Genomic DNA, 12,103 nt, shown 5'->3' with positions numbered 1-12,103 from the left:
GCGGCGGCCGGATCGCCGGTGTTCCCGCCACGCAGCATGGTCCACGTGTCGCGCGTGAATATCGCGCCCGGCAGCATGCCGAACACCGTGGCCGCGACGCCGGCCAGCGGGCCCGGCAATGCAATGCGGGCGGCCGGCGGAAACCCCAGTGCAGCGCGATAGCGGGCCAGCATCTCGCGGTATTCGACTTCGTCGGTGCCGACCACGTCGATCACCGGGCCGCCGGCCGCGGGCGCATCGATGCATCGAGCCACGACTTCGGCGAGATCGTCGACGTGCACGGGGCGCAGCCGCTGATGGCCACCGGCCGGCAGGACCTGCACCGGCAGGCTCGCGAGCATCCTGAAAAACCGCGCGGACGCGCCGGCCGTGCCATAGACGAGCGCGGGACGCACGATCCGGACGTCGATCGGCAGCGTCTGCAGGAAGCGGTCGGCAGCGTGCTTGCTGGCGAAGTAGCGCGTATCGCCACGCTCGACGCCGAGCGCCGAGATCTGGATCACGCGCCGCACGCCGGCGCGGCAGCACGCGGTGAAAAGCGCGCAAGGCGCGGCGCGATGCACGGCGTCGAGCGTCGCGCCGCGCTGATCGGCGAGGATGCCGACCGCATTGATCACGACGTCGACGCCCTTCAGCCGCGCGAGCCACGCGTCCGGGTCGACGTCCTTCGCGAAGTCGATCGCGACATCGGACGGGCCAACCGCCTGACGCACGCCGCGCAGCACGCGATGGCCGCCGGCTTCGAGCTGCGCGCACAGTGCCCGCCCGATGAAGCCGTTCGCGCCGCACACGAGAACGGTCATGCTGCGCGCCCCGGTGCGGCCATGCGGGCAGGTCGACGGCAAGACGGTGTTCATTCTCATCCTCTATTTACAGTTATTTCTGTACAGACAGAAATAACAACCCCAAAAAAAGCGGGCTGGCTGCCCGCACTGCGTGACCCGCTTACTTCGACGGCTTGCGCCTGACCGTCTGGCTGATCTTCGCGCCGATGCCGAGCGCCTTCATCAGCGTATCGGGCTTGAGCCGCAGCATCTCGTCCGACCAGGTCGTGAGCGTCTCGACGAACTGCAGCGTGTCGCGGATGCGCTGCTCGGTCTCGCGGCTCTCGTTCGCGATCTCGGGATTCGTCAGGCAGTCGCGCAGCACCGAAAGCGTCGGCTCGATCTCGCGCTGCCGCCGCCCTTCGACGATCAGCTTGAACAGCTCCCAGATGTCGGTCGACGTCTCGAAGTGGTCGCGGCGGTCGCCCAGCACGTGCACGACCTTCGCCAGCCGCCACGCCTGCAGCTCCTTCAGGCTCGTGCTGACGTTGGAGCGCGCCACGTTGAGCGTCTCGGCGATCTCGTCGGCCGCAATCGGCCGGCCGGCCAGATAGAGCAGCGCGTGGATCTGCGAGACGGTGCGGTTGACGCCCCACCGCGAGCCCATTTCGCCCCAGTGGAGAATGAATCGTTCGGCAATCGGTGTGAGTTCCATGACGTGAAATTTAGGCATTTCAGTTATTTCTGTCAAGAGAGAAATAACTGAACGATCCGCCGGGTTCCGGCCGCGCCCGCCCGCGATCTGCCGCATCCATTACAATGCGCGGGATTTTCCCGAATTCAGGCCGTCCCAGCCTTTCTGACTAGAGGTTTCCATGATCATCAAACCGCGCGTGCGTGGCTTCATCTGCGTGACGACTCATCCGGTCGGCTGCGAAGCCAACGTCAAGGAACAGATCGACTACGTGACTTCGCACGGCCCGATCGCCAACGGCCCGAAAAAGGTGCTCGTGATCGGCGCGTCGACCGGCTACGGCCTCGCCGCCCGGATCTCGGCCGCTTTCGGCTCGGACGCGGACACGCTCGGCGTGTTCTTCGAGCGCGCCGGCAGCGAGACGAAGCCGGGCACGGCCGGCTGGTACAACACCGCCGCGTTCGAGAAATTCGCCGCTGAAAAGGGGCGCTATGCGCGCAGCATCAACGGCGACGCATTCTCCGACAAGGTCAAGCAGGTCACGATCGACACCATCAAGCACGATCTCGGCAAGGTCGATCTCGTCGTCTACAGCCTCGCGGCACCGCGTCGCACGCATCCGAAGACGGGCGAAACCATCAGCTCGACGCTCAAGCCGATCGGCAAGACGGTCACGTTCCGCGGCCTCGACACCGACAAGGAAGTGATCCGCGACGTCACGCTGGAACCGGCGACGCAGGAAGAGATCGACGGCACCGTCGCCGTGATGGGCGGCGAGGACTGGCAGATGTGGATCGACGCGCTCGATGAAGCCGGCGTGCTGGCCGACGGCGCGAAGACCACCGCGTTCACGTATCTCGGAGAGCAGATCACGCACGACATCTACTGGAACGGCTCGATCGGCGAAGCGAAGAAGGATCTCGACAAGAAGGTGCTGTCGATCCGCGACCAGCTGGCCGCGCACGGCGGCGACGCGCGCGTGTCGGTGCTGAAGGCCGTCGTCACGCAGGCCAGCTCGGCGATCCCGATGATGCCGCTGTACCTGTCGCTGCTGTTCAAGACGATGAAGGAAAGCGGCACGCACGAAGGCTGCATCGAGCAGGTGTACGGCCTGTTCAAGGACAGCCTGTACGGCGCGACGCCGCACGTCGACGAAGAAGGCCGCCTGCGCGCGGACTACAAGGAGCTCGATCCGCAGGTGCAGGCGAAGGTCGTCGCGCAGTGGAACCACGTGACGAACGACAACCTGTACGAGCTGACCGACTTCACCGGCTACAAGACCGAGTTCCTGCGCCTGTTCGGCTTCGAGATCGCCGGCGTCGACTACGACGCGGACGTGAACCCGGACGTGAAGATCCCGGGCATCATCGACACCACCGTCTGACGACCCGGCCCGTCGCCCCCACTGCACGCGCAGCGAGGGCAGCGGGCTCGGGATACCGGCGGCGTCAACGCGGCGCCGGTTCTTCCAGATAGACGCCCGACGACAGCGTGGCCTTCACGTGCCGCGTGAGTTCGTCGGTCGACACCTCTTCCTCCCCCGCTTCGATCGCTTCGTACGCCTGGCGCACGACGTCGGCCGGCGTCGCCTTCGGCACGTCGAGGCCGGCTGTCAGGTCGGTATCGATGAAGCCGGCATGCAGCCCGACGACCTGCGTGTGCTGCTCGCGCAGCGAATGGCGCAGCCCGTTGGTCAACGCCCACGCGGCCGATTTCGACACGCCGTAGCCCGCCAGGATCGGCCGGTTCACCCAGCTCGCGACCGACAGGATGTTCAGGATCGCGCCGCCGCCATGGCCGGCGAGGATGCCCGCGAACGCACGCGACATCGCCAGCATCCCGAACACGTTGGTTTCGAAGTGATCGCGCAGCGCGTCGGGCGCGCCGTCGTCGGTCAGGCTGCCCAGCCGCGCGATGCCCGCGTTGTTGATCAGCAGCGTGACGTCGCGTGCGGCATCAGCCGCCGCGGCAACGGCCGCCGGATCGGTCACGTCGAGCTTCACCGGCACGACGCCCGGCAGCGTCACGGTGGCCGGATCGCGCGCCGCCGCATAGACCTTGCGCGCCCCTCTGGCGAGCGCCTGCTTCGCAAACTCGAGCCCAAGCCCGCGGTTAGCGCCCGTGATGAAAACGACTGCACCTTCGATCTTCATGTTCGTTCCTTTCGCATGATGAATCGCATGCACGCCGGCTCGCCGCGCGCGTGAGATCCGGTGGAAAACCAGACTGCCGTTGCCTATCGAACCGTTGCGCCGCCAGGCGGCAGACGGGGAGCTGTCCGCTGCCCTTCCTGCCCCTGCGGCACCAAAGACGCCAACCGATTGCCATCCGGTGTTCCGGCCCTGACTTTGCTCCCGCCGCCAAGTCGGCTACACTTGATGTCAATGTCGATCACCATTGTCTTTGCGATGCATTGTGTTCGCGCAGCTCGGGCATGTCAATGGTGATCGACATTGTGTTTTCCAATCGATGCGATCGAAAAAATCAGGGAGAGATCGATGGGCGTATCAAGACAGCAGGCCGCCGAGAACCGGAGCGCGATCGTCGCGGCCGCCGAGCGGCTGTTCCGCGCGCGCGGCGTCGACGCAGTGGGGCTGACGGAGCTGATGAAGGAAGCCGGCTTTACGCAGGGCGGCTTCTACAACCACTTCAAGTCGAAAGATGCGCTGGTCGCCGAGGTGATGGAAAAGGCCATGCAGGACCGCGCGGATTCGCCGAATGCCGGCAGTCTCGACGCGCAGGTGGCGCTGTATCTGTCGGCCGCGCATCGCGACAACGTCGAGGCCGGATGCCCGCTGTCCGGTTTCGCGGGCGATGCGCCGCGACTGACCGATGCGGCGCGTGCGTGCTACGCGCACGGCCTCGCCACGTATCTCGATCGGCTGGAACGGATGGTGGCCGTGGAAGGCGCGACGCCGGCGCAAACGCGTCGCGACGCGGTCGCGGTCTTCAGCCAGATGGTCGGCGCGCTCGTGCTGTCGCGCGCGATCGCCGGCACCGATCCCGCGCTGGCCGACGAGATCCTCGCGGCAGGGCGGGACACGCTCACCGCCGGGCGCGACGATCCGGTCGCACCGGCGTAGCCGCGTCATGACGTCGTGACGTGTCGGCTCGCGCCGTGTGTTGGCGTGTCGACGTGCGCGCCGACGTTTCAGCGTCTTGCCGCGCTATTCGACCGCCCGTGCGGCATCCCACAGCGGCTGTGCGCCGCGCGCCGCATTCCAGGCGGCAAAACGCGTGCGCCACGCTTCGAACGGCTCCGCCAGCGGGTGGCGCGGATCGTCGCTGAGTGAATACGCCATCCCTTCGATCAGCCAGCGCGGCTTGGTCGCGACGGCCAGGTTGCCGAGCACTTCGGCCTGCCGGTGATGGATCAGCTCGTGCGCGAGAAAGTAGGTCTGCCAGCCGCGTGGCGCGACGACCACGCCGAAATTCCCGAGCGTCAGCGCCGCGCGTTGGCCCAGGCCGAACGCATCGGCACACGCCCGCGTCGAGCAGAACACGACGCGCGGCGCCTCCTGGAATGCACCGACGGCGGCCGCCGCGCGCGCATAGCCGTCGCGATAAAGCTGCTGCGCGTCGCCGAGCTTCTCGGCATCGTCCGTGCAGATATCGGCGCTCGGGCACGACACGCCGGGGACCAGCACGGGCGCGACGACGCGCAACGGCTTGACGAGCGCATACGCGGCAATCGGCAGCGCGACGAGCAGGCCCGTGAGGGCGAAAGCGACATGGGAGCGTTTCATCGAGGCGGTGGTTCCGGGGCGTTCTGCGGAAGTCTTCCTGCGTGAATATATCGGACTGGCGACGTCTCCGGCCCGGCTTGTTTCCCCGCCGACGCCCGGTTGCCCGCTTGCACTCGCCGCAACGTGGGAGAGACGTTCCGGCGCTTGCCATTGCGCTCCACCACTTCGTTTCAACAAAGACTTTTTACGACCTAATAGCGACCAAATAATATATTGGACGCACTACAAGGCGCACCGCATCCTTGTCCTCTATCGGCTCGCAACGGCCGCACGACAAAGACAGGACAGGACAGGACATGAACGGAAACGAACGGCTCGCCGGCATCGGCTATGGATTGCTCGCCGCGCTCATCTGGGGCGGCTTTCCGGTCGTCACGCGCCTCGGTGTCACGCACTCGGCCCTCGATGCGTACGACATCGCGTTCATCCGTTTCGCCGTATCCGGCACGCTGCTGCTGCCCGTCCTGCTGCGCAGCGGCCTCGGCACGCTGCGCCCGGCGTCGATCGCGTCGATGGTGATCGGTGCGGGCGCGCCCTACATCCTGACCGTCGCGGCAGCGTTGAGCCATGCGCCGGTCGGCTACTTCGCGCTGACGCCGGGCAGCATGATCGCGTTTACGGCGATCCTCGGCCGGCAGGTCGCGCACGAACGGCTGAGCGCCACGCAGGTCGCCGGCATCGTCACGATCCTGGCCGGCATCGCGCTGGCCGCGTCCGATGCGCTGCGCGGCGCGATCGGGTTGCCGGCCCTCGCGCTGTTCATGCTCGGCGGCCTGCTGTGGGCCGTCTATAACGTCACGACGAAACGCGCCGGCGCCGGTGCGCTGCACGCGACGGCCGTCGTGTCGGTCGGCTCCGCGGTGCTCTACTGCCCGCTCTATCTGGCCGTACGCGGCGGCGCCGTGCTGCATGCGCCGGTCGCTGCCATCGCGACGCAGGCGATCTACCAGGGCGTGCTGATGTCGGTACTGGCACTCTACTGTTTCAGCCAGGCCGTCGTCGCGCTCGGCCCGGCGATCGGCGCGACCTTTGCCGCGCTGATGCCGCCATTCGCCACGCTCGAGGCGATGCGGCTGCTGGGCGAACGGCCACACGCGCCAGCGCTCGCGGGCATCGCGATCGTCACGGCCGGGATGGCCTTGAGCCTCGTCAGCCAGTGGCGCACGGGAGAACGGCCGGCCATCGGTCCGGCGAACCCTGCCGCCCAAGGCTGACACGGTTCCCCTTCACGCGGCGTGCTCCGTGCGCGTGTCGCCGGCGCCCGCTTCCCGGCGGCTCCAACGCAGACCCAGCCACAGAAGCGCGACACTGCACACGAACAGGAGCACCTCGACCAGCACGGTATCGACATGCCAGTACCGCGTCAGCAGTACGGCAGCGAGGTCGAACAGGAAATGAAATGCGACCGCATACGCGAGCCAGCGCGTCGTGCCCCGAACGAATGCCTGCAGCACGATCAGCGACAGCCCCACATGCGCGGCCATGGCGCTCGCGCGCTCGAACAGCGCGAGAAACGGCGACGCGGGTGTCATTCCCGAGAACTGCGACCCGATCAGCGACTGCGCACCTTCAGGCACCACGATGCCCGCTCGCGCGAGCAGGTAGCCGGTACCGAGCGCGATAAATCCGACGCCGACCAGCAGCATCGCTTCCAGTCCGCCGTGCCCGAGCCCGAGCATCACGGCCGTCGGCGCATCATGTCGCTTCGGCAGCAGATACCGGAAAGCGACCCAGCGCCCGCACTCCTCGAAAAGCCCGGCCGTCAACGCCGCGAACACGAGCATCGGCAGGTGCCAGCGGGGATCGTTCCCGAGCCAGTGGAACAACGGCGCCTGCCACGACAGGCGCAGCACCGGCTGGAACACGAAAAAGGTCAGCATGCCGTAGAAAAACACCCGCAACGGCACCTGCGTGCGGCGCCGCCACGCGACCGCGAGCACCACCGGCGCGGTCAGCGCCACGGCGCCCGCCGCGAGTGTGAGGAGCAGGAGCGACGGGGCGACGGGATGCATGACGAATGCCGTTACGCGAGCTGCTTGTGGAAATACGTCGTCGCGCAGAGCGCGCCGTCGGGCATCAGCGCATAGTTCGGCACGACGCCGACGCGCTGCCAGCCGGCCCGCTCGTACAGCCGCTCGGCGTCGCCGCCCGTCACGGTGTCGAGCACGAGCACGGTCTTGCCGGCGTCGCGCGCGACCACGTCGGCCGCCGCCATCAGCCGGGCGGCGATGCCCTGTCGGCGCGCGTGCCGCGACACCAGCATCTTCGAGATATCCGCGCGATGCGGCTGGTTCTCGGGCTGCGCGGTCACGACCTGCACGGTGCCGACGATCCGGCCCGCCGCGTCCTCGGCAACGAGCAGGATGCGCTCGCCGTTCGCGACGCCATCGGCGACGTTGGTCCAGAACGCGACGGCGGTCCGCCGCTCGATCGGCAACATGAAACTGACGGACGCGCCGCCCTCGACGCAGTCGATCAGCACGTCGGCCAGCGCATCGACGCAGGACATCGCTTCGCCTGCATCGACGTGGCGGACGGTAACAGATCCGGTCATGCCCACTCCGGTAGTCAGTTGGGTCGCACACGCGGGTTCGGCGTGCGTCCGGATCGGAAGGAACACCAGCCGGCCGTCGCGGCTCGCGCAACGGCGGCAGGCGCGCGGCAACGCCGCACCCGGTCGGCACGTGTTACCGCCCCATCATCCTACGCGACGAAAAATTCCGTTGCATCGCCGTCCGCTTTCCCTATACTTAGCCACATGGCTAACTTTCAACCCGGCATCAGCGACGTTTTCCACGCCCTCGCCGATCCGACGCGCTGCGCAATCGTCAGCGCGCTCGGCCACGGCGAACGGACCGTCTCCGCGCTGGCCGCGCCGTTCGACATGGCGCTGCCGTCGTTCATGAAGCACGTCGCGGTGCTCGAGCGCAGCGGTCTCGTCCAGACCCGGAAAGCCGGCCGCTCGCGAACCTGCACACTGGTCGGCAGCCGGCTGACCGAAGCCGAGGCATGGCTCGCCGAGCAGCGCGCGCTGTGGGAAGCCCGATCCGATCGTCTCGTCGAATTCGTCGAACGCCGTCACCAGGAGGAGCAAGATGCCAGCAAGCCACGTCGACCCCGCTGAAGCCCACGATCTCGTCATCGCGCGCACGCTGCGTGCCCCGCGCCACGCGCTGTGGCGTGCATGGACCGACCCCGAACTGCTGAAGGAATGGTGGTGCCCGAAACCATGGACCACCGAAGTGCGCGCATTCGACCTGCAGCCGGGCGGCGCCTTCCACACGTTCATGCGCGGCCCCGACGGCGGCACGAGCGACAATCCCGGCTGCTTCCTCGAAATCGTGCCGGAATCGCGCATCGCGTTCACGTCGATGCTCGCGGGCGGCTGGCGGCCGCAGGCGCCGTGGATGGGCTTTACGGCGATCATCACGATGGCCGACGACGATGCGGGCAGCCGCTACGAAGCGCGCGTGATGCATCCCGACGCCGCCACGCGCGAGCGCCACGAAGCGCTCGGCTTCTTCGAGGGCTGGAACACCTGCATCACGCAACTCGACGCCTTCGCGGCCGCACTGCGCTGAGCCGACCGTGGCCGCGTGTGCGGCCATTGCATGCCGCGTCGCGCGCGCCTAGGATTCCTGAAGGAAGCATGACGACACGCCGGCCGCCGGCGTGCACCGTCGCGCGCGCTCCGCGGGAGGCAACATGTTGCACACGCACACGCATTCGACCCGGGTCAGCCGGCACCTGAACGCCCCGCGCGGCCGCGTCTACCGCGCACTGCTCGATCCGCACGCGGTCGAGCAATGGAAGGTGCCCGACGGCATGACGTGTCGCGTGCATGCGTACGACGCACGCGAAGGCGGCGCGCTGCGCGTGTCGCTGAGCTACGACGCGCCGTCGGCCGGCACCGGCAAGACCACCGCGCACACCGATACCTATCACGGCCGCTTCGTCACGCTCGTGCCGGACGAGCAGATCGTCGAGATCGACGTGTTCGAAACCGACGATCCGATGTTGCGCGGCGCAATGACGATCACGATCACACTGTCCGACGAAGCGGGCGGCACGCGCGTGGACGCCGTGCATGACGGGGTGCCGCCCGGCGTGCCGGCCGCCGACAACGAGACCGGCTGGCAGATGGCGCTGGCGAGGCTCGCGGCGCTGGTGGAGGCCGGGTAAGCAAACGCCGGGCCCGTCGCGGCGCGCGTCAGCCGAGCCGGTAGGCGCGCATGACCGTGCCGCGGAACAGCGCGTCGCGCTCGTCCGGGCTCGCCTGTGCGGTCAGCCGCTTGAACGCATTCCAGCCGTTCACGAACGAATACGAGCCCTTGTCGACCGGGAAATTGCTCTCGAACATGCAGCGCCCGGGGCCGAACGCGTCGATACAGGTCATCATCCACGGCTTCCACGTGTCCGCGAGCTGCACGGAAGACGGCGGCCGCTCGCCCTTCTCGAAATCGAAACCATTGATGCGCATCCCGAGCCCGCCGACTTTCACGTACACGTTCGGCAGTTGCGCAAGCGTGCGCATCGACGCCGACCAGCGTTCGAACACCTCCGGCCGCTTGTCGGCATAGCTGGCGATCCGCACGACGCCGCCGCAGTGATTGACGATGACGCGCGTATCGGGGTTCGCCTTCGCGAGCTCGAACAGTTCGGGCAGTTGCGGAAAGAACAGCCACGCGTCATACGAAAGCCCGAGCGGCGCGAGCTGAGCGACGCCTGCGCGGTACGCGGGATCGAGCAGCAGCCCGCGCGGCACCGCCGACAGCGGATTGGCGAGCGTCGGATCGGCATCCCATGTCGTCAGGTGACGAACCCCGCGGAAGCGCCCGCGACCGGCTTCGAGATGCGCTTCGAGCACGTCGCGCACGCGTTCGCCGAGACGCAGGTCCGCGTGGCCGACGATGCCTTTCGCGACCGCCACGGGGCCGTGCTGCAGCGGCTCGGTCACGCCCGCGACATAGGCCGTCTCGCCCACCGGTTTCAGTTCGGCCGGCCCCGAATCGCGATAGCGCGTCTGCGCCTGCATGTAGACGGACGCCTGGATGTTGTGGCCCGAGCGCGCATCCTGCAGATAATCGTCGAGCATGTAGATCCAGCCCGGCCGTTCATAGAAATGATGATGCGCGTCGACGATCGGCAGGTCGGGCTCGAGCGCGGGTTCGAGCGCCGACGCGAGCCAGTCGGGGCGGACCGCGAGATAGTTGCTTTGCGTCGTCATGCGGGAAACTCCTTCCTGGGTCGCGGCGCGCGTATCGGTGAACCCGGGCAGCGCAAGCGATGCGGCGGCCGCGCCGAGCAGCCGGCGTCGCTTGATCGAAATTGTCGTGTCCATGTCATTCGCTCCGGTCGAACGCATACAGCGACAGCGTCAGCAGCGTCGTGATCGCAAGCACGATCGCGAGGCCGAGCATGCCGGCGGTAAAGGTGCCGAAGCTGTCCTTCAGGTAGCCGACGAGATAAGGGCCCGCGAAGCCGCCGAGCGCGCCGATCGAGTTGATCAGCGCCAGCCCGCCGGCCGCGGCCTGGCCGGACAGGAAGCGCGAGGGCAGCGTGTAGAAGATCGTGCGGCCGGCAATCGTGCCGATCAGCGCGAGCGTGATGCCGACGAGTGCCGGCCCGAGCGTCAGGAAGTGCGTCGACACGCCGAGCGCCACCGCGCCGATGAACAGCCCGATCGCCAGGTTCGCGACCGGGCCGCCGCGCCGGTCCACGCGCTTCGCCCACCACAGCAGCGCGATGGTCGCGAAGAAGTACGGCACCGCGGACAGCCAGCCCGTCTGCATCGTCGACATGCCGTGCGCCTTCAGCATCTGCGGCAGCCAGATGCCGATCCCGTAGGAACCCATCGTGAAGCCGAACGAGATCAGCGCGAGCACGTACACACGCACGTCGCGCAGCGCGACGCCGAAGCGCTTCTTGCGGCCGGCGGCCGCGCCGTCGCGCTCGAACGCGCGCTGCAGCGCCGCACGCTCGTCGTCAGACAACCACGCGGCATGCGACGGCGAATCGGACAGCAGCTTCAGCACGAGAAAACCGAGCGCGCAGGCCGGCAGCCCTTCGACGATGAACATCCACTTCCACCCCGCGAGCCCGAGCACGCCGTCGAGCTGCAACAGCCACGTCGACAACGGGCCGCCGATCAGCGACGACAGCGGCGTCGACACGGTGAACCACGCCAGCACGCGCGTGCGGTAGCTCGCCGGAAACCACACGGCGAGGAAGAAGATCACGCCCGGAAAGAATCCGGCTTCGCCGATACCGAGCAGCAGCCGGATCGCATAGAAGCTCGTCGGCCCGGTCGCAAGCGCAGTCGCGGCCGCCATCACGCCCCACGTGATCATGATGCGGGCGAGCCAGCGGCGCGCGCCGAAGCGGTACAGCGCGAGATTGCTCGGCACTTCGAACACGCAGTACCCGGCGAACATGATCCCCGCGCCCCAGCCGAACTGCGTCGCGGTCAGCCCGAGATCGCGGTTCATCGTGAGCGCCGCGAACCCGACGCTCGTGCGGTCCAGGTAGTTGAAGAAATACGCGAGTGCGAGCAGCGGGATGAAGCGCCACGCGGCCTTGCGCACGGCCCGTTGCTCGATCGACGCGTCTGTCTCGCGATCGGCGGTAAGTGCCGGGGAAGCGGATGTCATGGTTGTCTCCGTGGATCGGGCGGTCCGCGCCCGTGCGTGGCACGGTCGGGCCGCCTTTGTTCGTTCGATGAATCCCGGCCGCGCTACGCGCTCGCCAGTTCGTTCGGCGACGGCGCGCCGCCCGGTGCCGCGTCGTCCGCGCCGTGCTGCCCCGCGACGACACCGGCTTCGATCAGCGCACGCGCATCGTCCGGCGTGTAGCCAAGCTCGCCGAGCAGCGCGCGCGTGTCCTGGCCAAGTGCGGGGGGG

At 67.9% G+C, this 12,103-nt stretch carries 14 protein-coding genes and 1 pseudogene; 6 read left to right on the top strand and 9 right to left on the bottom strand.

Going from position 1 to position 12,103, the window contains the following annotated elements; genetic code table 11:
• Together G3N99_RS24620 and G3N99_RS24615 are read right to left on the bottom strand one after the other, a co-directional pair.
• On the bottom strand, positions 1-857 hold an 857-nt coding region (locus G3N99_RS24620; RefSeq protein ID WP_206123690.1), incomplete at its 3' end, for an NAD(P)H-binding protein.
• 88 nt (positions 858-945) lie between these two features.
• Complete coding sequence (locus G3N99_RS24615) at positions 946-1,479, bottom strand: MarR family transcriptional regulator (RefSeq protein ID WP_174942191.1); 534 nt, start codon at positions 1,477-1,479, stop codon at positions 946-948.
• Between the two features lie 160 nt (positions 1,480-1,639).
• Here G3N99_RS24615 and fabV point away from each other — a divergent pair, with 160 nt between their 5' ends.
• Positions 1,640-2,842, top strand: a complete 1,203-nt coding sequence (gene fabV / locus G3N99_RS24610; protein WP_206123689.1) for an enoyl-ACP reductase FabV — start codon at positions 1,640-1,642, stop codon at positions 2,840-2,842.
• A gap of 64 nt (positions 2,843-2,906) precedes the next feature.
• Here fabV and G3N99_RS24605 read toward each other — a convergent pair whose 3' ends face one another.
• Positions 2,907-3,611 carry an SDR family oxidoreductase gene (locus G3N99_RS24605; protein ID WP_174942006.1) on the bottom strand — a complete coding sequence of 235 codons (705 nt, stop codon included), beginning with the start codon at positions 3,609-3,611 and terminating at the stop codon, positions 2,907-2,909.
• A 345-nt stretch (positions 3,612-3,956) separates the two neighbouring features.
• On the opposite strand from G3N99_RS24605, the gene G3N99_RS24600 reads away from it, so the two are divergent.
• Positions 3,957-4,541 (top strand): TetR family transcriptional regulator, encoded by a 585-nt coding sequence (locus tag G3N99_RS24600; RefSeq protein ID WP_011353809.1) that lies wholly within the window; start codon positions 3,957-3,959, stop codon positions 4,539-4,541.
• Positions 4,542-4,625: 84 nt separating this feature from the next.
• Here the strand turns inward: G3N99_RS24600 and G3N99_RS24595 are convergent, their stop codons facing one another.
• Positions 4,626-5,204, bottom strand: a complete 579-nt coding sequence (locus G3N99_RS24595) for a hypothetical protein (protein WP_206123688.1) — start codon at positions 5,202-5,204, stop codon at positions 4,626-4,628.
• 296 nt (positions 5,205-5,500) lie between these two features.
• Between G3N99_RS24595 and G3N99_RS24590 the strand changes: the two genes are divergently transcribed.
• Complete coding sequence (locus G3N99_RS24590) at positions 5,501-6,418, top strand: DMT family transporter (protein ID WP_206123687.1); 918 nt, start codon at positions 5,501-5,503, stop codon at positions 6,416-6,418.
• 12 nt (positions 6,419-6,430) lie between these two features.
• Here G3N99_RS24590 and G3N99_RS24585 read toward each other — a convergent pair whose 3' ends face one another.
• Together G3N99_RS24585 and G3N99_RS24580 are read right to left on the bottom strand one after the other, a co-directional pair.
• On the bottom strand, positions 6,431-7,216 hold the full coding sequence (locus tag G3N99_RS24585; RefSeq protein WP_174942000.1) for a YhfC family glutamic-type intramembrane protease: 786 nt from the start codon (positions 7,214-7,216) through the stop codon (positions 6,431-6,433).
• A gap of 11 nt (positions 7,217-7,227) precedes the next feature.
• Entirely contained in the window at positions 7,228-7,758 is a 531-nt protein-coding gene (locus tag G3N99_RS24580) for a GNAT family N-acetyltransferase (RefSeq protein ID WP_206123686.1), read from the bottom strand.
• A gap of 204 nt (positions 7,759-7,962) precedes the next feature.
• Between G3N99_RS24580 and G3N99_RS24575 the strand changes: the two genes are divergently transcribed.
• The 3 genes from G3N99_RS24575 to G3N99_RS24565 all read left to right on the top strand — a co-directional run bounded on the left by G3N99_RS24575 (position 7,963) and on the right by G3N99_RS24565 (position 9,386).
• Complete coding sequence (locus G3N99_RS24575; protein WP_174946857.1) at positions 7,963-8,328, top strand: metalloregulator ArsR/SmtB family transcription factor; 366 nt, start codon at positions 7,963-7,965, stop codon at positions 8,326-8,328.
• A complete protein-coding gene (locus G3N99_RS24570) occupies positions 8,300-8,785 on the top strand; it encodes an SRPBCC family protein (RefSeq protein WP_206123685.1) in 486 nt (161 codons plus the stop codon). The genes G3N99_RS24575 and G3N99_RS24570 overlap by 29 nt, the downstream gene beginning before the upstream one ends.
• Before the next feature lie 124 nt (positions 8,786-8,909).
• Positions 8,910-9,386, top strand: coding sequence for an SRPBCC family protein (locus tag G3N99_RS24565; protein ID WP_206123684.1), 477 nt, complete (start codon positions 8,910-8,912; stop codon positions 9,384-9,386).
• A gap of 28 nt (positions 9,387-9,414) precedes the next feature.
• Here G3N99_RS24565 and G3N99_RS24560 read toward each other — a convergent pair whose 3' ends face one another.
• The 3 genes and pseudogenes from G3N99_RS24560 to G3N99_RS42065 all read right to left on the bottom strand — a co-directional run.
• Positions 9,415-10,545 carry an amidohydrolase family protein gene (locus G3N99_RS24560; protein ID WP_174989446.1) on the bottom strand — a complete coding sequence of 377 codons (1,131 nt, stop codon included), beginning with the start codon at positions 10,543-10,545 and terminating at the stop codon, positions 9,415-9,417.
• A gap of 1 nt (position 10,546) precedes the next feature.
• A complete protein-coding gene (locus G3N99_RS24555) occupies positions 10,547-11,854 on the bottom strand; it encodes an MFS transporter (RefSeq protein WP_174941990.1) in 1,308 nt (435 codons plus the stop codon).
• An 83-nt stretch (positions 11,855-11,937) separates the two neighbouring features.
• Positions 11,938-12,103 (bottom strand): annotated as a pseudogene (locus G3N99_RS42065) (CoA transferase); the annotation flags it as partial.

The sequence above is a fragment of the Burkholderia sp. Ac-20392 genome, assembly GCF_017104585.1.
GTDB classification, from domain to species: domain Bacteria; phylum Pseudomonadota; class Gammaproteobacteria; order Burkholderiales; family Burkholderiaceae; genus Burkholderia; species Burkholderia lata.
Note: the sequence above shows the minus strand (reverse complement) of the source record. Positions and strands in the feature narration are given on the sequence as shown.